The organism is Lagierella massiliensis (assembly GCF_001407835.1).
GTDB classification, from domain to species: domain Bacteria; phylum Bacillota; class Clostridia; order Tissierellales; family Peptoniphilaceae; genus Mediannikoviicoccus; species Mediannikoviicoccus massiliensis.
This window is the reverse complement of the sequence record NZ_CYUO01000004.1, coordinates 479,497-502,679: the sequence shown is the minus strand read 5'-3', so window position 1 is coordinate 502,679 and position 23,183 is coordinate 479,497. Positions and strand designations below refer to the sequence as shown.

The following is a 23,183-nucleotide window of genomic DNA, read 5'->3' as shown; positions in this document are numbered from 1 at the left end:
TATGAAATATATTTTTGACGGTACTTTAGAGGGCCTTTTTACTTCAATTTTTGAAGGTTATAAAGACATCCAAAATATAAATTTTTGTGAAAGCTCTTTACAGACCTCTTTCTTAAGTGATGAAAAGACAATTAAAACAGATATGAATTTATATAAGAGGGTTAAGGACTCTATTGTGGAATACTTTGGATATGGCTTAATTATAGATATAAAGTCGGTAATGAAGTCTTATAATGTAGAAAAGTACGATGCCATTGCAAGGGTTATAAAGGGATCTTTTATTTATGGTAAAGAGTATCTATCATGTAGTTCAAAAGATTCATTCCTATTTAATGAGCTCTTAAAAAATTATCACAGAGAATGTCATGCCTATAAGGGTTTGCTTAGATTTAAAGAGATTAACGAATTTTATTATGCAGAGTTTGAACCTTTAAACGATGTGCTTGAAGAAATTTCAATTCACTTTAAAAAGAGAATGCCTAATGAAAAATTTATTATTCTCGATAAAAATAGAAAAAAAGCATCTCTATATTATGGAGAAAAGTTAATTTACAAGGAAGTTAATGACATTATAAATTTTAACACCCTTATGGTAAATGAAGAATCTCGTGATGAATTCTTTGAAAAATGTTGGAAAACTTTTTATGACACTGTATCTATCGACGAGAGAAAAAACCCAAATCTAATGAGAAATAATATGCCAAAGAGGTATTGGAAGTATCTAACAGAAAGAAAATAATCCCCTGTAATTGCAGAGGACTATTTTTATTCTATTAGTTTGATTTTACCATCTTCACCAAGTTTAAGTTTTACATCACTTGCATAATTTATTGTCTTTAAGTCATGACTAACAAGGATAATAATTGTGTTCTCTATTTTGTTTATCATTTCTAAAACTTTCTTTTGATTGATTACATCAAGCGAAGCTGTCGGTTCGTCAAGAAGTAAAACCTTCGGGTCTTGTGCCACTGCTCTAATTATGGAAGATCTCTGAAGTTCTCCTCCAGACAGGGCTTTGGGCTTTTTATTTAAAAGCTCCTTGTTCATTCCGAATTTTTCAAAAAGTTCTTCTAAATCATAATTAGTATTGTTTTCCTTTTCAAGTTCTTCTATGGATTTTTTAATAGTTTTTGTGGGGTCAAAGGATCTAAATGAATTTTGAAACACAACTTGAAATCCTCTTCTATCTTTTTCTATCAATTTATCGTTTAAGAAAATATTTCCCTGGTATGGAATTAGTCCAAGTATGGATTTTAAAAAAGTTGATTTACCACTACCAGACTTTCCCATTAGACCATAGCACTTTGTCTCAAACTCATATGAAATATTATTTAAAACCTTCTTCTCGTTGTAATTTACAGAAAGGTCTTTTACGATTAATTTATTTGTCATAAAATCCTCCTAAAATTTCGAAGCTTCAAGCAATGCTTTTGTGTAGTCCTCTTTAGGGCTATTATAAATGTCTTTAGCATCGCCATGCTCAATAATATTTCCTTTTTGCATTATCATGACTTTATCTGCAATAATTTCTGCTAATTGAAGATCGTGGCTAATAAAAAGTACAGACATTCCATATTCATCTTTAAGATTTTTAATTAAATTTATAATTCTAAGCCCCGTTTCACTGTCTAATGCTGTTGTAGGCTCGTCACAGATTAAGAGATTTGGCTTAAAGAGCATGGACATCAAAATCACTATCCTTTGAAGTTCTCCTCCTGAAAGTTCAAAGCTATACTTTTTTAAATACTCTAATGGCAAACTAACTTCATCCATCAAAGTCCTAATTCTATTTATGTCGTATGGAAGTTCTTGAATTTTATAAATGTATTTCAGCTGTTTTTCAATTGTCATTACCGGCACAAGGCAATTAAATGGATTTTGATATATCATGGCCATTTCCTTCATCCTAATCTTCGCAATTTCTTTGTCTTTTAATTGCATTATGTTTTTTTCATTTAGAATGATTTCTCCACTCTTGTTAAGAGTTTCAGGCAAAAGTCCCATTATTGCAGTTGCCGTTAATGACTTACCTGACCCTGACTGACCAATTATAGAAAGTATTTGATTTTTTTTAATTTCAAAATCTATTTCATTTACCAAAATCTTTTTATCGGAAGATATTTTTAGATTATTAACTCTTAGCATATTCTTCACCCAGTCCTTGAATTGAAAATACTAAAAGAACAACTAAAACTCCTGCTGGAAGCCACAACCACCACTTGTCTTTAACATTTAATATATTTAGTGCAACCGCAAGTATTGTTCCAAGACTCGTTTCAGGCTCTTTTATTCCAAATCCTAAAAAAGATAAACTCGCTTCCATAAGGATGGCAGTTGCCATAGAGCTTGTAAAGACAACAAGAAGTGTCTGTGATATATTCGGAATAATATGTCTTGTTAATATTTTAGTATTTCTAACTCCATTTATTTTTAAAAGCTGAATAAACTCCATTTCCTTTAGTACTTTTATCTCGTTTACAAGTATCCTTGTGGTAGGTGCAAAGGTAAATATGACTATTACAAATATTAAGTTTTTCACATTTGCTCCTATAAATGCAGCCACACATAGAGCAAGGACATAGAAGGGAAAGCACATAAAAATGTCGACTATGGACATTATTAGTTTTTCAAATCTCTTCCCACTACTTGCTATGAAGGCTAAAATCAAAGATAAAGCTACCTTTATTACTGTGGAAGTAAATGAAATAACCACAGATTTTTGTCCACCGTGCATAAGCCTTATCATAACATCTCTACCAAGTCCATCAGTTCCTAAAAGGTGTTCTACACTCGGCTTACTTTCAATATTTCTTAAATCTTGCTTAGTCGGATCAACTTTATAAAAAACTGGTCCAAGCCAAATAAATATTAAAAGTAATGCAATTATTATCTTGTATACTTTTTTCATTGGTTTACCTCCAATCTTTTATCAAGTCTTTGACTAAGTGCATCGGCAAGTCTATTAGATATTAGCACAAGAAAAGATATTATAGTTATTATTCCAAGGATTAAAGGATAGTCCCTCGCCATTGCTGCATCATAGTTAAGACGACCTATGCCAGGCCACACAAAAACTGTTTCTGTAATTAACATTCCTGAAATTATTCCTGGTACTTCCATAAGTATCAAAATAACTAACTTTGGAACAATATTTTTAAATCCAATCTTTTTATAGGCTTCGTACTCTGTCATTCCAAAACCTCTGTAAGTTTTTATATAATCTTCATTTTTCACATTTTTCATATAACCTATTACATATCTAACAATAGAAGAAAACTGGATAAATGTGAGCACAATAATTGGAAGAACACCATGGTATATTCTGTTTAGCCATAGTGGAATGTCACTTGATTTACTCAACTCTCCCGTTCCTGATATAGGAAATATTTTGTTATCAAAGGCAAGCCATTTTATAAGTATGATTGAAATTAAAAATGTTGGTATAGATATACCAATCATTGAGATTACATCAACCACTTTATATCTAAAACCTTCTTTAAATGAAGCCCATCTTCCGATAAAAATAGATAAAACTATTGCAATGATTAAGGAGGGAACTGTCAATCTCAAAGTGTTAGGTAGCCTTTCCAATATAAGTTTTATAACAGGTTTGTTATATTGAATTGAGTAGCCAAAATCAAGTCTAATAAAGGATGTGAACCATTTTGCAAATTTCACTGGCAAAGGGTCATAGTACCCCTTTGACTGTAACATGTTTTCAATTTGCGAAGGTGTCATCCCCTGTTTTATATAACTTGAATATGGGTTTCCTGGTATCATCTGCATAAGAATAAACATTAGTACAGATATCCCCATAACCATTACTATTATACTAATAAGTTTTTTTAAAACTCTTTTCATATTACCACCTTTAAAGAAAAGGCTGACCCTATGGCCAGCCTCAATAATTATTTTACTAATTCCCAGTTTTGAACATTATAAAAATCTACAAATGTATTTGGTTCGTAGTTCTTTAGTCCATGATTATATGCTTTAACAATGTCTGATGCATATAGCGGAATCCATGGAAGTTCTTTATTTAATAATTTACCAAATTCTTTAAGAGTTTCTGCTCTTTCATCAAGGTTGGTTTGTTGTCTATTTAAGTCCATAAGCTTATCTGCTTCTTCATTTTTGAAAGATGCAATGTTCCAACCGTAAACTCCCGGCTCGTCAGAAGCTTGAGTTGATCTCCAGTTTGGAGTTGGATCTGGGTCTGCTTCAAGGGTGTTACCCATTAAATATAAATCAAAATCGTGATTTCCTACAACCTTATCCATAACAGCTTTAAATTCCATAGGTTCGAGATTTATCTTAACACCAGCTTCCTTTAAGAAGTTTTGAAGAATTGTACCAGTTTGTTCTCTAATTTGGTCACCTGTTGGAACAGTAAGAGTAAGTTCTAAGTCCTTGCCCTCTTTGTCAACAAAACCACTGTTGTCAGTGTCTTCATAGCCTGCTTCTTTAAGAAGTGATTTAGCCTTTTCAACATCATATTTATATTCTTCTAATCCTTCTTTAGGGTAAGACCACAATGTCGGTACCATTGGAGTGTTTATAACTTCTCCATTCCCTTCAAGGAGTCCTTCAACAATAGAAGCTCTATCAATTGCATATGCAAAAGCTTGTCTTAACTTCGCATCTTTTAATTCATCTTTTCTAAGGTTAAAGCCCATGTACTGAATCTTTGAGTTAGGGTATCTATTAACAGTTACATTTTCTTCTTTTAATTTTGCTTCGTCATCTGACTTAATACCAGAAACATCTGCTAAATCTACAGTTCCATTTATAAGTTCTGCAGTTACAGTGTCTTCGTTAACAACCTTAAAAGTAAATTTGTTTAATTTAGGTGCTCCACCGTAATAATCTTCGTTAGCGCTAAGTTTTACAAACTCACCTTGTTTGAACTCTTCCATCTTATATGGACCTGATCCTATAGGATTTGTAAGTTCCTTTTCAGATTTTGACCAATCTGCAAAATTGATATTTCCCCAAATGTGTTTAGGAATTATTCCCAAAGTTCCTATGTTTATTAGAACTGGTGAATAAGGAACATCAAATGTTATTTCAACAGTCTTTTCATCTGGAGTTTGAACTCCTGTAAGTTCTTCAGCTTCCCCTTTGTTAAAAGCTTCAAAGCCAGAAATAGATCCTACATATGATTGAAGGTCTCCCTCATAGTCCTTGTTTGCAAGGGCTTCAAGAGTAAATTTAACATCTGCTGATGTAACAGGTTCTCCGTCATGAAACTTTAGTCCATCTCTTAAAGTAAAGGTAATCTTCTTACCATCTTCTGTCATCTCATACTTTTCAGCCATAGCTGGTTCGATTTCTATCTTTGAGTTTAATTGCAATAGTGAATCATATACTAATGAATTAACATTTCCATCATATTGAGTGTTTGAGAAAAGTGGATTAAAATTTCCTTCAGGTGAAGATGTAATACCATATACCAGTTCATCCATGTTCTTTTCTTCTGTTTTTTCAACTACAGCACCAGTGCTGTTTGCGTTTTGGTTAGTTTCGTCGTTATTGTCTTTCTTTTTGCAGGCAGAAAGTGGTGCCACTACAAATGAAAAGACTAAAAGCATAACCAATAATTTTTTCAACGATTTATTTTGCATAAATTCCTCCTTAATTTTTACAAATATTATATTACATTAATTATTTTAATGTGTCTACATATTAATTTTAATGTTGATTTGTGAAATATCCTTTGATACATGCGTTTATTTTCCCAAGGTTACCTAAATCACAAAATTCACCAAAGGCAAATGCAAATGTCTCATTTTTATTTACTTCTGCATATTTCCCTGTAGGTGTGGATTTGCTTTCAACAACCATATCCCATTCATGATTAGGATCTTCCTTGTCACTATTTCTAACCCAAATTCCAAGTGCAAATGTTTTGTTATCTGCAAATTCTAATTCTTTATTCAAATCCTTTAACTTAATAGTATGATAACCTGCATATGCATGTTCACTTTTTGTATCCATCTTGTTATCATAAATTTTATACTTTTCTATAAGTTCCATATATTCTTCTTCATCAAAGCAATCTGAGGCATCCTCTTCAAACTTATCAAAATCCTCTATTAAATATATTTCGAACTCTGCATTTCTCTTTGTAGTATAAAATCCTATTTCTTTTAATTCTTCACCTGCATTAGGTTTAAAAGCATTTAATAAAATAGTTTTTCCACCTATATCTGAATAAAAGTCAGATCTCATAAAGTCTGTAAATGGCATTTCATCATGTTGGTAAATTCCCGCATAAGTATCTGGATCTTCAACTCTTGTGAACACATATGGGTCTCCGCCAATTCCTTCAGTTTGATAGGATACATAAAAATATCCACCATCACCAAATTCTGTTCCTTGTGCGTCCTTCACAATCCAAGCTCCATCAATAGTAGGTCTATTTGTGCTAACAAAGTTATCTTTTGAAAAGTTGTTATCCCATCCAACTATAGCTATTGCATGGTTTGAAATTATATTCTTCTCTTTCTTCACAAAATATGCTGAAGTGTCTTTGTTGAAACAGTTCTCATTTTGATATGGAAATCTCTTTTGACCATCATGTGACATGTATACATTTGAAGAAACTGCACCATATTTAACTATCGCTTGTTTGATTTGTCTTAAATTTTCATCTTCAGGACTATTTATTTCAGCTTTACTTATATCCTTTAAAAATTCAAATCCCATTACACTTAGTGCAGGGTTTGTTTCGATAGGTCCGTTATTACTTAGTCCTGCCCTATAAGCATCTTCACTTATAGAATTAGGTATATCCATATCTGGTTGTGAAAATGGTTTGTAAGGATCTTCCTTTTCAAGAATCGGTCCATTACCTGACATCAAATAACCAAAGTCAGAATTTCTATCCCTTCCACTTCTTGGTTGGTCATATTTTGATTTATTATTAAATACTAATCCCTGTCTTGTTTCAAAGTTATTTTCTGAAAGGTCAATGTCCTTTCCAGTTTTCATTTTATAGAATGATTCCAGGGCTGCAAGGGAAGAAAATGAGCGACATGAACCATCTTTATATTGATTTTTTACTGGAGTTACAAACCCTTTTTCTCTTAGGTCATATTTAACAGGAGTTACTCCGTCTTCTTCAAACTCTTTAGCAGGTTTTTCACTTTCAGTAAGTCCCACATTTAATACCACTTTACCGAAAATACTTGGAGCTTGTCCACCGTACTCTCCAAATAAAAGTTCTGGATGTTCAAAATAAATTGAGTAAGATTCACTTATATTACCCTTTTCTATTGCCTCATCTGAAACAGTAATTTCTATTTTATCTCCAACAAACTGTAAATTGGAATTTGTTTCAATTGGATTTCCCACTTCATCCATATCAGTCTGTTCAACTGGATTGTTTTTAAAATCGGTTATAGGATTTGAAATAGTCAATTTTCCATTTTTTATATCTTTTTTATCAGCTTTCAGTTCTACATTTAGCTCTTTAAATGTAGCCATTCTCGCCTGGTCTTCACCTTCAGTTGCCAGTGGGTCGTCCTCTGGTCTTACACTATTTTCCTTTAGCCACGAAAAATCATCCATATTAATTTTATCTATAAATATGGTGTTTAATGTCTTAAAGGATTTAATAGTTTCAAAGTAATCCTCGTTCAATTCATTTTCATCAACATAAAGTCTGTGAAGCTTTTTCAGTTCTTTTAGAGCTGTGATATCTTTTACTTTTGTATTTCTCAAATGTAATGCTTCTAAATTTTCAAGTCCTTTCAAGCTTGAAATATCTTCAATAGGATTGTCGCGAAGATAAAGTGTAATTAAGTTCTTTAAATTTTCAAGTCCTTTAATTGAAGTTATTTTATTGCTATCTAAGTCAAGTCTTGTAAGATTTGTCATCTTTGAAATTTGAGAAATATTACTTATATTATTATTTTGTAAGCTCAAAAATTTAGGATTAGTTCCCCTAAGCCCAAATAAATTTGATAGAGTCGTATTTTGTATATTTATATGTTCTATCTCTTTATTTGTGGAAAAATCTATTGCGCTTAGTGTCTCCTTTTGAAGGTTTTTGTAATCATTATTGATATACCAAAACTCTTTGAGTTTAGGCATTTCTTTTAGAAAAGAAAAATCTGTTACTTCCCTCTTCAACGAAGCGTCATTTAAAGTTACATGGAACTGTTCTAAGTTCTTCGCATATTTTAATGGGCTCACAAGTGTATCAGTTACATTTCTGCCCTTCACTTTAAATGTCTTTAACATATTTAAATCTTCCGGAGTTATTTCTCTATCACCTATAGGTTTCTTGTCCTTTGAAAATTTTTTATTTGCCTCATCTGTTAAATTTGTGTACTTTTTATAAAAATTACTATACTCATTAAAGAGTTCCTTATAAAAATCTTCAGTTTCTTTGTCCATAAACTTAATATCATCTGGGATTTCTACAGTTATTTCGCCAATGTTCCAAATATATGCAACTGCAAAAGTAATTTTTAAATTTACTTTTAATTCTTTTCCCCTATTTGCATAAAGCACATCATTATCTATTTCAAGATTAATTTTATTTGTTGCTTTATCGTATTGGGCAGTTACACCAGGAACATCTGCTTCAATATTTTCCATTATATTAAGTTCATCAGCTTCAAAAACTTCTTCCAATTTCTTTTCAAGTTTATCAAAACCCTTATATGGATTATCAAAAGATAAAGGATTTGAAGTAAAAGTTAACTTTTCAGGAACACCTACTTTTTGACCCCAAAAACCTATGCTTGCCATTCCTATATCTTGCATTGGTAGAAGTTTAGAAATTAAATCTGCTAATTCTGTATAGTCATATACTCTATTACCAGTAAAATCAACATCATTTAATTTTGTAAAATCCTTAACTATTGATACATCATCAATTCTATTTGCAGATACATCAAGAAATTCTAACTTTGTAAGATTTTTTAGTGAAGATATATCTGTAATTCCCTTAGAAATTATTTTATTGTTTTCATCTCCATCCACAGTTACGTTGTAATGTAAATCAAGTCCTGTTAAATTGGTTAGCCCTGCAAGGGGAGATACATCTTCGATTAGATTGTTGTAAAGTTTTAAAAACTCTAAATTCTTTAAATTTTCTAATGGCCTTACATCTGTTATTCTATTTCTTTGAATTTCTAAGTACTTTAAATTCTTTAAATCTTTTAGAGGAGTAATATCGGAAATTTCATTTTCGTTTAACTTTAATTTTTCAAGGTTAACACAATGTTCAATCCCCTTTATGCTCTTCATACCTCTTGTAACTGCAAACTTAAAGTCCTTTGTACCAGATAAACTCTTCGGTTCTCCTAAGATAGAATAAGTAAAGCTTTCTCCAAAAGTAGGATTACCATCCGCATCTAAGAATATGGAAATTTCTTTTAAACTTTCCATTTCCTCCTTGGTTATAGCTGCAGAGTCTTCTCTATCTCTTGAGATATTTTTATTTAAAACTTTCCTAAAAAGCGGATCTTCAATCTCAACAAAAACTTTTTTTCTTGCATTTTTAACTGCTTCTTTTAGTTTTTCCACAGCCATATCTATCTCATCTTGTGACTTTGCATTTTTTAAAACATCACTTGCGTTAGATATTTCCTTTTGAAGTTTATCTTTGTCAGAATCAGCCATATCAAGTTTTAAAACTTCTTTAGCCTTTTCTATCTCTTTTTCTAAATTTGTCTTATCCAATACTGGTGCTGGTTCTGTCGGTTTGCTTGGTTCCGTTGGTTTAGTTGGTTCTGTTGGTTTAGTAGACTCAGTTGGTTTTTTATCTTCATCTTTATTACCAACTTTTAAGAATTCTTCTACTTTGTTTTCTACACCTTTTGATATAGAACTCTTTCCACCAAGAATAATAACTTTTTCTATATCTTTTTCTTTCAAATAATCTGTAAGATTACCTTCTATTTTATCTCTTCTTACAAGTACAATTGGAGCATTATTCTTTTTAGCAACAAGTCCACCTGCAAGAGCATCGGGAAAATCTTCCCCACTTGCAAAAACTATTTTATTAGAGTTAAACTCCTTTGCAACTTTTAATGAAGTTTCATATCTATCTTTGCCATAAATTCTTTTTACATTTTTAAATCCTGGTAAACTACTTTCACCACCAAATATAAGTTCAGGACTATATTTGTTTAAATCTATTCCACATCCAGCATCATAAAGTATTATTGAGCCTTCACTGTAGATATAAGGCGCAGCTACAAGTGCATCAGCAAAGTTCTTTCCACTTGCAAAAACTACTTTTGTAGAATTAGGGTTTAATTTTTTCTTATATTCAAATACCTTTACTGAAGTTTGGTATCTGTCTATACCTGCAATTCTGTTTACTTTTGCTACCTTTGAAAGTTCTTTTTCAACAGAATTTGAAATTGTACTTTCTCCACCTACCAAGATAATTTCTTTTGCTTTTACTCTCTTAATCTCTTCGATAACTTCCTTTGACACCATATTTTTTCTTGTTAATAGGATAGGGTATTCATTTTCACAAGACATTGCAGACGCAGATATAGCATCAGGATAATTTTCTCCAGATAGAACTATAACTCTATCAGTTGTTTTAACATACCTTTTACTTATCTCTACTGCAGTTTTGTATCTGTCAGGTCCAGCAATTCTATTGATTTCTTTTGCAAAGTTTTTTTCAGGTGAAAAGATTAACAATGCAAAGCACAATAGAGCAATAAAATAGTTTCTTACCTTTCTCATTAAAACCTCCTAAGTTTAGTTATAGCTTAACTAAATAATAGTCGCGCTTATATAATTGTATCATATTAATACGTTAAATTAAATCAGTCTTTACCATCTTTTAAAATTTATAATTAAAAAAAAGAGAATATTTCATCTCCTGTCTCTTATTTTAATTTCAATTCACTATCAATAATCTTATATTTTATTTCTCCAAGAGCTTCCACTTCAGGGTCATGGCTTGCAAGTATAATTGTCTTACCCATATCTCTCCACTCTTTAAAAAAGTCCAAAGTTTTTTCTTTCCAATACTTATCTAAGTCATTTGTTGGCTCATCTGCAATAATTATTTCTGGATTTCTTGCATGATTTATTACAAGCATTGCCCTTCTTCTTTGACCTCCACTAAGGGTATGGGGAAGGCTATTCTTCTTATCTTTTATTCCAATGTTATCTAAAAGTTCTTCTATTTCTTTTTTTGAAATGTCTTTGCCTGCTACTTTTGCAGCAAATTCTATATTTTCTGCAATTGTAAGAGCCTTTATCATTACCGAAGACTGAAATAAATAGCCATAGGTCTTTGAACGAAGTTTTGAAATCTCTTGGTCGTTTAAACTCCAAAGGTCTTTGCCCTGTAATAAAACTTTTCCTTCTGTTGGTTTTAGAAGTCCTCCAATTATCATTAATAGTGTAGATTTTCCAGTTCCTGACTCTCCCGAAATGGTTGTGATTTTACCTTTTTCAATTTTTAGGTCTATATTTCTTATTGGGGTTACTGCTTCTCCAGTTGTAAATGTCTTTGTTATATTTTGTAATTCCAACATTATATCCCCCCTGTAATAGCTTGACTTGGCTCTATGGATGAGTTTTTCAGTATAGGTCTTATTGTTGCAAGTAGTGAAATTACTATGGCAAAGACTAAACTAAGTACCATGGAAATAATTATTTGATTTACATCTATACCAAGTGGTAATGCCATAAGTTTTCTTATTCGTTCCGTTATAAACACAGTTGATAGTCCTCCAAGAACTGCTCCTATTAGTCCTGCTGTTCCCGATTGGATTAAAACTTCTAAGAAGCTTTCCTGTAAAACTTTTTTCTTACTTAGTCCGATTGAACGAAGATATCCTATTTCTGTTTTTCTCTCCTTTGCAATCATGTTGTATAGAGTTGATATTGCTATTGCAGTTATTAAAAATACTAAGAGTGCAAAAATTAAAAACAATAATAGGAATGAATTTGCCTGTTCTTTTACCATGTCTCTAACTTGTGAAACGTGAATAACCTTTGCTCCAAAACCTTCAACATTTAAATTGTCTATAAACTCATTTACATCAACGCCGTCTTTGAGCTTAATAAAGGATGTAGTTATAAGCTTTTGAGGATCTTTTTCATCAAAGTAATCCGTTGAGAAAGTTTTTTTACCTAAATCTCTTACAGTATCAAGATCCATAAAGATTGACTCGTCAAATCCGCTTCCAGTCCTATAAAGCCTTCCCTTTACATCAAAGACATTGTTTAAAAGAAATGCCTTTCTGCCAAATTCCCCACCTATATTTTGTCCTAAAACCATCATTCCATCTTCTATTTTTTCAATATTTTCATTTTCAAGCCATGGCTTAATTAAAAAGTCCGACTCTCCATCTACTCCTACAATTCTATAGGTTTTGTCTGTACCACAACAAACTCCTCCTTGTAGAGTCTTTACAAAAAATTGATTTGTTACTTTTTCTATTTTGTCCTTAGGAATTCTTTCCATTAGTTTGTCTTCTTCAAAATATTTCATTTCAGCAACTCCGCTGAATAAAAAGTCCTGTGGATTGCTTTCAGCTTCTGCAGGATAGATAACAACATCCGCTCCCATTCTATCCTCATTGAACTTTATTCCATCATCTATTTCTTTATATATGTTGTAGACAACAATAAATACCAAAGTTGAAATAAGAGTTACAAAAATTGCAATAAGAACTTGATTTTTTCTTCTGAAGACATTTTTTAATGCCAGTTTAAACACTATAATTCTACCTCATTTTTAATAAACATCTGTAAAATTCCAAGTACAATAAATACTACACCAATCACAATAGCAAATGTCTTCATTGTGTGACATGCCATGCCTTCCATTTTACACACTCCAATTCCAACGTTGTTCATAGTTATTGCAATTGATAAAACACCAATACCAATTAGTTCAAGTATAGACTTTGAGTTCTTAATTATATTTGCAATTCCAACTACAATAGTTGCAACCGCTAAGTATAATAGTGCCACATCAGTCCAATGGCACTTCATAGGAACTTCCATTCCCTTTGCAGTTTCAATCATCCCTTCACATGGTGTAGCAAAAGTTTTAAGCCCAATAATAAGAACTATTGATGCTACTATTGCTAAAATATTACAAATTTTTTTAGCATTATTTTTCATTTTTATCATTCCTCTTTATGTCTATATTATTTTCTACTTTTGAAAGAATACTAATTATTAATCGAAAACTAACTCTTGAGTTAATCCATAATTCCCTATACTTTAAAAAAATACCTTTTTATTTTTAACGATTAGATATGTATAATTATCTTACCAGCAATTTCCACCTCCCATATATTTGAGATTTAAATAATTTATTTCCTATTGTATTATATCAACACACAATTACTATTTCAAGATTAACCATTCATTAGCGTTAATCGCAAAAAAATCCCCTACTGCATTCACAGTAAGGGATATTTTTTATTTCTTTTCCAATTTTATCTTTATCTCTTCACCATTTAAATCAACAATTTCTCCTTCAAGAGATTTATTTATTTTTATTTCAACTGCCAAAGTTTCATCTTTGATAAAATCTTCAAATTTTTTAATTGCATCTTCAACTTCTTCTGTTGGTGTATACTCTATGACGATGTTGTCTAAAATGTCATAATCATTTGACTTTCTCATCTGTTGAACTTTTGAGATAAATTCTCTTGCGTATCCTTCTGATTTAAGTTCAGGTGTGATTGTAGTGTCTAAGATTACGAATAGATTATTTGCCATTGTTACGTCAAAGCCTTCTTTTGCTGAAACTCTAACTTCAACGTATTCTCTCTTAATTTCTGTATCTTCATCTTTAAGCTTAATCTTTTGGACAGTTTCGTTTAGTTTTGATACAAATTCCTTAGCGTCTACTTCTTGTAGGAATTTTTGGAAGTCTTTAATCTTTCCTCCAAGAATTCTTCCTGCCACTTTGAAGTCTGGCTTAAGTTCGTAGTTCATAAACTCGGAAAGATCTTTTCTAAATTCCACTTCTTTTATATTAAGTTCTTCTTTTATAAGTGGAACTAAATCTTCAATAATCTCTTTATATTTTGCATCAACTACAATTTCTTTTAATGGTTGTCTTACTTTTATATTCACTTCTTCTCTTGAAGCTCTTCCCAGGGTTACAAGCTCTCTTACGATATCCATCTTCTTTTCAAGCTTCATATCAATAAGTGACTCGTCTTCTTCTGGTAAGAAGTCAAGGTGTACTGAAACTTTATCTGTAAGATTTCTATACATCTCTTCAGCCATAAAGGGTGTTATTGGAGCTATAAGTTTTGTAAGTCCAAGTAAGATTTCATATGTGGTATTATATACCGCCTTTTTGTCGTCATCCACTTCTGTCTTCCAGAATCTTCTTCTATTTCTTCTGATATACCAGTTTGAAAGGTCTTCTATAACGAAGTCAGATATATTTCTTACAACCTTTGTAACTTCAAAGATATCCATATCTTCTTTGTATTCTTTAATTAAATTATTATATCTTGAAAGTATCCATCTATCTATCTCTGGTCTATCCTTTGGTTCTATATAGAACTCTCTTGGGTCGATGTCATCTGTGTTTGCATATAGCTTGAAAAAGTTGTAGGTATTTTTAAAAGATCTAAAGAACTTACTTTCAACTTCTCTAAGTCCGTCCACGTCAAATCTTGTTGGTACCCAAGGTGGAGATACGTATAGTGAATAAAATCTTACAACGTCTGCACCATATTCATCAAATAATTCTATTGGATTTAATGTATTTCCTCTTGACTTAGACATCTTCTTGCCGTCTTTATCTAAGATAAGATCATTTACAAGCACATTTTTATAAGGTGCCTTTCCTGTAGTTAATACTGAAATTGCAAGTAGTGAGTAAAACCATCCTCTGGTTTGGTCAATACCTTCATTTATAAAGTCTGCAGGGAAGAGTTCTTCAAAGAATTTTTCTTTGTTTTCAAATGGATAGTGATGTTGTGCAAAAGGCATTGCACCAGAGTCAAACCAAACGTCGATAACATCCTTTTCTCTCGTCATTATCTCTCCACACTCTTCACATCTCAAGTGAACATCATCAACATATGGTCTGTGTAGTTCTATATCTTCTGAGATGTCTTCGATTGCTCTTTCCTTAAGTTCCTTTCTTGAACCTACAGATGTGGTGTGCCCATTTGGACACTTCCATACAGGGAATGGTGTTCCCCAGTAACGTGATCTTGAAATTGCCCAGTCATTTAGATTTTCAAGCCAGTTTCCAAATCTCTTTTCTCCAACAAATTCCGGGAACCAATTTACTTTATTATTTTCATCTATAAATTTATCTTTAAGTTTTGTAACTTCAATGTACCATGACGGCTTTGAATAATATATAAGTGGTGTGCTACATCTCCAGCAATGTGGATAGTTGTGTTCAACCTTTTGCTTTTTAAACACTTTGCCCTGTTCTTTAAGATATTTTATAACCTCAGGGTCTGCATCCATAACGAACATACCCTTCCAAGGAGTTTCATCAAACTTACCTTCTTCGTTAACAGGGTTTATAAGTGGAAGGTCATATCTTCTTCCTGTTTGATAGTCATCTTCTCCAAAAGACGGAGCTGTGTGTACAATACCGGTACCATCAGTTGTGGATACATAATCTGCCACTGTTACAAAGAAAGCTTTCTTGTCAGGTTTTATAAATGGAAGAAGTTGTTCATACTCCATATATTCCATGTCCTTGCCCTTAAGTTCCTTTATAACTTCATAGTCCTCTCCAAGTACTTTATCTGCAAGTGCCTTTGCAACATAGAACTTATTTCCATTAGACTCAGCTAATATATAATCTACATCTGGTCCCACTGTAAGTGAAACATTTGATGGAAGTGTCCATGGTGTAGTTGTCCATGCTAAAAAGTATTCATCATGATCAACTCTTTTGAATGCCACGATTATTGTATCAGTTTTAATATTTTTATATCCTTGAGCAACCTCGTGGGATGCAAGACCAGTTCCACATCTTGGACAATATGGAAGTATTTTTGCACCTTCATATACAAGTCCTTTTTTGAACATATTGTCAAGTAACCACCATACAGTTTCGATATAGTTATTATCCAATGTAATGTATGGGTTGTCCATGTCCGCCATAAATGCCATTCTATGAGACATCTCTCTCCATGCCTTTTCATAAGTGAAAACAGAGTTTTTACATTCTTTGTTGAAGGCTTCAACTCCATACTCTTCTATTTCTTTTTTACTTTGTAGGTTTAACTTCTTTTCAACTTCAATCTCTACAGGAAGTCCATGTGTATCCCAACCTGCTTTTTTCTTAACCCTGTAGCCTCTCATGGTCTTATATCTACAGTTCATATCCTTTAGAGTTCTGGATATAACATGATGTATTCCTGGTTTACCATTTGCAGTAGGAGGACCGTCAAAAAATACATAGTTCTTATCCTTTGGTCTTTGATTTACAGTTTCATGTAATAAGTCAATTTCTTTCCAATACTCTGCTGTTTCAATTTCTCTTTCTCTTACAGGCTTATTGGAAAGATCTCTAAATTTTGCCATTCTTTATTCCTTTCATTCTATATTACAATTTAGGTTCATTTTGGGTATAAAAAAATCCCTAGTCTAAACTAGGGACGAATTTTCCGCGGTACCACCCAAATTGTGAATTGTCTTCACCACTCATAAACTTAACGCGTTTAACGGGACACTCTACATATCGAATATCCAACTCCAAGTTGATCTATCTTACACTCCAGCAATTCGTTCCACCAAACCGAATCTCTCTATAGCCTTTATGAAAGAACGTACTCTTCAGTCATTAATGCATTATATTTTATAATTAGTATTTGTAATTGTCAAGTTATTTTTCTGTAAAGTCTATAGAATTTACAAGAAGTGTTCTGATTTGCTCTACAAAGTCTTGGTCCTCAACAGTAAAATTATTTATAATATCTGAGTCAATATCAATAACACCATAACACACATCGTTCTTTATAAGGGGAACAACAAGCTCTGAATTTGCAGACTCGTCACATACAATATGGCCTGGAAACTTTGACACGTCATAAACTTTTTTTGTTTCCATAAGTAGTGCACATGTTCCACAAACTCCCTCCCCAACAGGTATCTTTATGCAGGCTGGCTCTCCCACATATGGTGCAAGTATTAAGTCACCTTCTCTGTTCATTAAATAAAAGCCTGCCCAAATAACATTTTCAATACTGCTAAAAAGTATTTCTGAAACCCACTTTAATTTTTCATCTATAGTTTTTCGCTTTTGCAAGTTATCTAAAAAAGTTTCTAAAATTTCATCATATTTTCCCATTTCCATCTCCTATAGTCCCAGTTCGTCCTGTTTTTTTCTAAGCTTTATAATCACTTGGTCTTCTTCAAGTTCCACCATGTCGTAGGTTATCGGCTCATCCTTTTTAACATCTACCTTTAACTTTGTCTTCTTTGTTATTAATCCAATAGGCAGAAGATTTTTCTTTCTCTGGTCAATGTGGCTTATAATCTGTCCATATACGTCTTTTCCACCAATTCCTTCAAGGGTTTGTCCCTTCTTCAAGTCTCTCTTTGCAAGTGTAATAGTATCTGACACTTGACCTTTTTCAGGAACTATCGTAGGATCTTTTTCTACAATTGCATTGTAAATTGTTATTGGTGTTTCAAGGCTTGTTAAGTGGTATGGCCTATAGAGCACATAGTTTGGCCCGTCCCCCATTGACAAGTATCCCATTAGGTCATGCACTTCATCTGCATCATGGGTTACCACTGCAAACACTCCTGGCGCAATTCCGAAGCAAAAGTCCACAATGCGGTAGCTATTTAAAATACCACCTTGTTCCTTTAGTGTAAACTGACTTGCCATTGTCTTTATGTCAGTTGTAAGTCCATGGCATCCAGGGATGTCTGGAGTAAATCCAAGGGCGTTTGCAACTGAAGTAAGTTCAATCATCGTATTTGTTCCATCTACAAAAGCGGTTAACATCTTTGGATAAAGTCCTTTTTTCAAAGCCTCTTCCCTAAGGTCATCTTCCGTTGCATAGTAGTTAAGGGGATTGTTCTTTCCCTTTCCAACTGCAAGTAGCTTAAAGCCCGCTCCAACTGCAAAGTTTGCAAGTTCCATTATAGCTCCTGGCTCGTCGCCAGCAGAGCCAGTGTACACAACTTTATTCTTCTTTGCCCTTTCATTAATAATCGGCCCAACCACTGCATCACATTCCACGTTGAGCATAATTATATTTTTATAATTATCAATAGACTCTAAAGCAAGCTTTGCACCAAAGGGAGGATTGCCAGTTGCATCAACTACTCCTTGAATCTTGTCCAGCCCATAGGAGAGTTCATAATTTTCAGTAATTACAAACTGACCCTTCTTCATTGCAAGTTCTGCCTGTGATTTTTTATTTGTAAATATAATGTCTTCTTCTTTTACTCCGGAAGAAAGGTAGGCGTGCTTTGCTTTATCAGGTTTTTCTTCAACTATAATTGAAGTCTTCATTCCCTTTATTCTACTGATTTGATTAACCAGTCCCGTACCCATCTTTCCACTTCCTACAAGAGCAATCTTTAATTCTTCTCCTCTATTGGTAAGCTCCTGTAGCTTTCTTGTCATTTTAAACATTTTCCACCTCGTCTATTCCCTGGGCACATGCAAATGCAGATGCCCAAGCCCAGTGTAGATTGTAGCCTCCACAGTCACCATCCACATCAAGTATTTCACCTATTAAGTAAAGTTTATCATATATTTTTGATTTTAGCGTCTTTGGATCAATTTCTCTTGTGTCAACACCACCACAAGTTATCTGTCCGTCCTTCTCCGACTTATAACTTGTAACCTCCAAACGTAAATCTTTACATTTTTCGCAAATAGATTTTATTTCCTCATTTGTTAGCTCACTTACATGATTTTTATAAATTTCTAAATCTTTGATGATTAAATCAGAAATATTATCATGAAGGATAGAGCTTAATAAATCTTTTGGACTCTTGTATCCATTTTGGCTTATGGATGAAACTAAGAAGTTAAAAAGATCTTCTTTCTCCATATGTGACAACAAATCAAGAGATACAAATACCCTTTCGCCCTTTTTAATTTCAGCAATTGCTCTACCTGATATCTGTAAAATTCCAGGACCAGAAATTCCATAGTCTGTAAAGAGTATATCTGAAGACTGTTTTAAAATCTTCTTCCCATCCTTAACAAGGTAAACATCACCAGGCACTTTTGTTCCCTGAATAGTCTTGTAAAGTTTTTTCTTGGTGTTAAGCTGTACAATACCTGGATAAGTTTCTGTTATGCTATGTCCCAGGTCTTCTAAAAGTCTGTATCCATTTCCATCGGAGCCAGACTTTGCCATAGCCCTGCCCCCAGCTGCAACGATTAAATAATCAAAAGTATATCCACTGTTATCATACTTTAAAATTCTTACATTTCTCTTAAAATCTATTTTCTTTATATAAGAGTTTAAATGCACAACTACATTTTGATTTTCTGCTTCTTGTATTAGACACTGAGCGATGGTTTTAGCCTGAAGACTCATTGGATAAACCTTCCCATCTTCCAGTTCAAGTTCCTTTACCCCAAGACCATTAAAAAACATTATGCAGTCATCATAAGTAAAATTATTTATAATTGACATGGGAAATTTTTCATTTTGTCCATGATAGTTTTCTATGCTTATGTTTGAATTTGTGAAGTTGCATCTACCATTGCCCGTTGCATAAATCTTTTTTAAAAGCTTGTCATTTCGTTCAAATATATGAACCTCATGTCCAAGTCGAGCAAGTTGAATTGATGCAAAAACTCCGGAGGCTCCCCCTCCAATAATTCCAATTTTAGCCATAACTCCTCCTACATTAAAGTATAAACTAAAAGAAGTTCTTTATAAAGCAAAAGACAGCCCCATGGCTGCCTTTATTTGTTTTCAAATGTAACAACTACAAAATTTCCGTTTTTTACTTTCTCAACAATACTTTCTTCATTAAATTCTTGAAAAGCTATTGCGGAATTACTTTCATATTGTTTAAAAATCGCAATGGGCTTAGATGGTTTTATTTCATCTTCCTCTGCGCCTTCAGTTATAAAACCACCTTCAAGCTCTGTATAAGGATTTTCCATTTTATATGTGCTTGTATATCCTCCCTTCATGTCTGTTACAGAAACATCAAGGTTTGACTTACGCATACTTACTGCAATGATTCCTTCCTTACTCATAAGTTCACCCATTTCAAGCACATCTTCCTTTGTTAACTTTGAGTCTTTCACAGACCAAAACTCTATTTTAATATTTCCGATTTTGTCATCTATCTTATAACTTACCACCGCAGAATCAGGATTTAATGATTTAAAAATTCCACCATCAATTTCACTAAATTCATAAGGCTTAATCGTCATTTCCTTTAAGTCATGATTTTTATTTTGACATGACACAAAAAGTAACATGGCAATCAGTATAATTAAAATACTATGTTTTTTCATAATATCACCTCTTTAGTATATTATATCACGTTGAAGTGGAAAATGAGAAGTGAGATGTGAATAGCTATTGATGAGAAGTTTAGTTTGGAAAAATAAAGTGAAAATAATAAAAAACTGCCCTCACTGAGAGCAGTCTCTATATCTATTTCTTTTCTATAAAAAGTTCTCCATCTTTAACTGTTATTACAACTCTATCTTCATCGGAAACTTCTCCTTTAAGAAGTTTTCTTCCAAGTTCTGTTTCCACATACTTTTGTAAGAATCTCTTAATTGGTCTTGCACCATAATGAACATCATATGCCCTTGCCATGATAAGTTCCTTTGCAACCTTGTCAAGTTCAACAGTGATTTGTCTTTCTGAAAGTCTTTCTTCAATTTCTTTAACATCTTTGTCTAAAATATCATAGATTTCATTTTCTGTTAACGGTTTAAACAATACAATATTGTCCACTCTATTTAAAAACTCTGGTCTAAATGTAAACTTCATCTTATCCATTACTTCTTTCCTTGCTGATTCAGATATTTCTCCTTCTTGGTTGATACCATCAAGAAGATTTTCTGAACCAATATTTGAAGTCATAATTATAATTGTGTTTTTAAAGTCTACGGTTCTACCTTGATTATCTGTTAATCTTCCGTCATCTAAAACTTGAAGTAGGATGTTAAATACATCTGGATGTGCCTTTTCAATTTCATCGAATAGCACCACTGAATATGGTTTTCTTCTTACAGCTTCTGTTAATTGCCCGCCTTCTTCATAACCAACGTATCCTGGAGGTGAACCTACAAGTCTTGATACAGAATGTTTTTCCATATACTCAGACATATCTATTCTAATCAAATTCTTTTCGTCATCGAACATGGCTTCAGTAAGTGCCTTTGCAAGTTCGGTCTTACCAACTCCTGTAGGTCCAAGGAATATAAATGAACCAATTGGCTTTTCAAATGAACCTATACCAGATCTTGAACGGATTATGGCTTCTGTTACAGCTTCAACAGCTTCATCTTGTCCAATAACTCTCTTGTGAAGAACTTCATCCATATTGAGAATTCTATCTCTTTCGGACTCTACCAATTTATTTACTGGAATATGAGTCCAATTTGATACAACTTCTGCAATTTCTTCTTCAGTTACTTCTTCTTTTAGTGAAGAGTCGCTATTTTTTACATTTTCAGTTGCTTGTGCAAGTTTTGTTTCAAGTTCTGCCAATGTGGAGTATCTTAGTTTTGAAAGCTTTTCGAAATCGTAGTTTCTTTCTGCTTCTTCCATTTGAATACGAACTCTGTCAATTTCAGCCTTAAGTTCTTTTACTTCATCTATTTCAGATTTTTTATTTCTCCAGTCCTCATATTCTAAGTCATATTCATTCTTTAAATCTTGAAGTTCTTTTTCCAAGTCTTCAAGTCTCTTCTTGCTCAATGAATCGTCTTCTCTCTTTAATGCAGCCCTTTCAATTTCAAGTTGCAATACTTTTCTCTTCTTTTCATCAAGGGATGATGGCATTGAGTCGATTTCAGTTCTAACCATGGCAGAGGCCTCATCCATTAAGTCAATTGCCTTATCCGGTAAGAATCTATCAGTTATATATCTATTGGAAAGTGTGGCACATGCAATAACTGCATTGTCAGAAATTCTAATACCATGATGTATTTCGTATTTCTCTTTAATTCCCCTCAAGATTGAAATTGTATCTTCAACGCTTGGCTCAGTTACAAGTACCTTTTGGAATCTTCTTTCTAAAGCACCGTCCTTTTCAATATACTTTCTATATTCGTCAAGGGTTGTTGCACCAATTGTATGGATTTCTCCCCTTGCAAGCATTGGCTTTAACATATTTGATGCATCCATTGCCCCTTCAGACGCTCCTGCACCAACTAATGTGTGAAGTTCGTCAATGAATAGAATTATTTCGCCTTCAGACTCTTCAATCTCCTTTAAAACGGATTTAAGTCTTTCTTCAAATTGACCTCTATATTTAGCTCCAGCAACTAAAGACGCCAAATCCAGTGCAAAGATGGTCTTATCCCTAAGTGTTTCAGGAACGTCATTCTTCACAATTCTTTGTGCCAGTCCTTCAACGATAGCTGTCTTACCAACACCAGGTTCACCAATTAAAACTGGATTGTTCTTGGTTCTTCTTGAAAGAATTCGAACACAGTTTCTAATCTCTTCGTCTCTACCAATAACAGGGTCAATCTTTCCCTTTCTCACTTCTTCAGTTAAGTCTCTTCCATATTTTTCCAAAGCATTCATAGAGCTTTCTGGGTCATCGGTTTCAACTCTGTTACCCTTTCTAATTTCAGCAAGAGCTTTTTCAAAACCCTTGGCAGTTATGTTATACTTTTTCAAAATTTCAGGAAAAGTCATATTCTTTTCTTTTATTAATGCAAGATAGATGTGTTCAACAGAAATAAAACTGTCCTTCATTCTCTTTGCTTCATCTTCCGCAATTAAAATAATTCTTTGGAACAATTGTGAAGGATAAATATTTGACGGACTGTCAACCTTAGGAAGTTTATCAAGCTCGAAGCTTAGGTCCTTAAGGTAGCTTTCCATGTCAACTCCCATCTTCTCCAAAGTCTTATTAACTATACCTTCAACATCTGCAGCCAGTGCATAGTGAAGATGTAAATCAGAAATCTCTGGATTTTTATTCTTTAGTGCAATATTTTGAGCATCTTGCACTGCTTCCATAGATTTTTTAGTAAGTTTGTTTAAATCCATATTACTCCC

General features: G+C 33.0%; 16 protein-coding genes and 1 other annotated feature. Of the genes, 1 reads left to right on the top strand and 15 read right to left on the bottom strand.

The window, feature by feature from the left end; translation table 11 throughout:
• The first annotated feature begins 1 nt into the window (after position 1).
• Positions 2-739: a TIGR03915 family putative DNA repair protein gene (locus BN2746_RS02405; RefSeq protein WP_055078252.1), complete on the top strand. Its 738-nt coding sequence runs from the start codon at positions 2-4 to the stop codon at positions 737-739.
• Between the two features lie 26 nt (positions 740-765).
• Here BN2746_RS02405 and BN2746_RS02400 read toward each other — a convergent pair whose 3' ends face one another.
• The 15 genes from BN2746_RS02400 to clpB form a co-directional block, all read right to left on the bottom strand.
• Entirely contained in the window at positions 766-1,392 is a 627-nt protein-coding gene (locus BN2746_RS02400; RefSeq protein WP_055078251.1) for an ABC transporter ATP-binding protein, read from the bottom strand.
• Between the two features lie 9 nt (positions 1,393-1,401).
• Positions 1,402-2,145, bottom strand: a complete 744-nt coding sequence (locus tag BN2746_RS02395; protein WP_055078250.1) for an ABC transporter ATP-binding protein — start codon at positions 2,143-2,145, stop codon at positions 1,402-1,404.
• Positions 2,132-2,908: an ABC transporter permease gene (locus BN2746_RS02390; RefSeq protein ID WP_055078249.1), complete on the bottom strand. Its 777-nt coding sequence runs from the start codon at positions 2,906-2,908 to the stop codon at positions 2,132-2,134. The genes BN2746_RS02395 and BN2746_RS02390 overlap by 14 nt, the downstream gene beginning before the upstream one ends.
• Positions 2,905-3,861 carry an ABC transporter permease gene (locus BN2746_RS02385; RefSeq protein WP_055078248.1) on the bottom strand — a complete coding sequence of 319 codons (957 nt, stop codon included), beginning with the start codon at positions 3,859-3,861 and terminating at the stop codon, positions 2,905-2,907. Before BN2746_RS02385 ends, BN2746_RS02390 begins: the two co-directional genes overlap by 4 nt.
• Before the next feature lie 47 nt (positions 3,862-3,908).
• Positions 3,909-5,624, bottom strand: coding sequence for a peptide-binding protein (locus BN2746_RS02380; RefSeq protein WP_055078247.1), 1,716 nt, complete (start codon positions 5,622-5,624; stop codon positions 3,909-3,911).
• Between the two features lie 67 nt (positions 5,625-5,691).
• Entirely contained in the window at positions 5,692-10,719 is a 5,028-nt protein-coding gene (locus BN2746_RS02375; protein ID WP_055078246.1) for a cell wall-binding repeat-containing protein, read from the bottom strand.
• 146 nt (positions 10,720-10,865) lie between these two features.
• On the bottom strand, positions 10,866-11,522 hold the full coding sequence (locus BN2746_RS02370; protein ID WP_055078245.1) for an ABC transporter ATP-binding protein: 657 nt from the start codon (positions 11,520-11,522) through the stop codon (positions 10,866-10,868).
• Positions 11,522-12,712: an ABC transporter permease gene (locus BN2746_RS02365; RefSeq protein ID WP_055078244.1), complete on the bottom strand. Its 1,191-nt coding sequence runs from the start codon at positions 12,710-12,712 to the stop codon at positions 11,522-11,524. The genes BN2746_RS02370 and BN2746_RS02365 overlap by 1 nt, the downstream gene beginning before the upstream one ends.
• The gene (locus BN2746_RS02360) at positions 12,712-13,131 is read right to left on the bottom strand and encodes a DUF4418 family protein (protein WP_082420176.1); all 420 of its coding nucleotides are present in this window, start codon (positions 13,129-13,131) and stop codon (positions 12,712-12,714) included. Before BN2746_RS02360 ends, BN2746_RS02365 begins: the two co-directional genes overlap by 1 nt.
• Positions 13,132-13,425: 294 nt before the next feature.
• Entirely contained in the window at positions 13,426-16,524 is a 3,099-nt protein-coding gene (gene ileS, locus BN2746_RS02355; protein ID WP_055078242.1) for an isoleucine--tRNA ligase, read from the bottom strand.
• A 67-nt stretch (positions 16,525-16,591) separates the two neighbouring features.
• Positions 16,592-16,796, bottom strand: a binding site (T-box leader).
• 29 nt (positions 16,797-16,825) lie between these two features.
• A complete protein-coding gene (locus BN2746_RS02350; protein WP_055078241.1) occupies positions 16,826-17,290 on the bottom strand; it encodes a GAF domain-containing protein in 465 nt (154 codons plus the stop codon).
• 9 nt (positions 17,291-17,299) lie between these two features.
• Positions 17,300-18,592: an NAD(P)H-dependent oxidoreductase gene (locus BN2746_RS02345; protein ID WP_055078240.1), complete on the bottom strand. Its 1,293-nt coding sequence runs from the start codon at positions 18,590-18,592 to the stop codon at positions 17,300-17,302.
• On the bottom strand, positions 18,585-19,814 hold the full coding sequence (locus BN2746_RS02340) for a BaiN/RdsA family NAD(P)/FAD-dependent oxidoreductase (protein ID WP_055078239.1): 1,230 nt from the start codon (positions 19,812-19,814) through the stop codon (positions 18,585-18,587). Before BN2746_RS02340 ends, BN2746_RS02345 begins: the two co-directional genes overlap by 8 nt.
• 71 nt (positions 19,815-19,885) lie before the next feature.
• Positions 19,886-20,449 carry a hypothetical protein gene (locus tag BN2746_RS02335; protein ID WP_055078238.1) on the bottom strand — a complete coding sequence of 188 codons (564 nt, stop codon included), beginning with the start codon at positions 20,447-20,449 and terminating at the stop codon, positions 19,886-19,888.
• Between the two features lie 142 nt (positions 20,450-20,591).
• The gene (clpB, locus tag BN2746_RS02330) at positions 20,592-23,174 is read right to left on the bottom strand and encodes an ATP-dependent chaperone ClpB (protein WP_055078237.1); all 2,583 of its coding nucleotides are present in this window, start codon (positions 23,172-23,174) and stop codon (positions 20,592-20,594) included.
• Positions 23,175-23,183 lie beyond the last annotated feature (9 nt).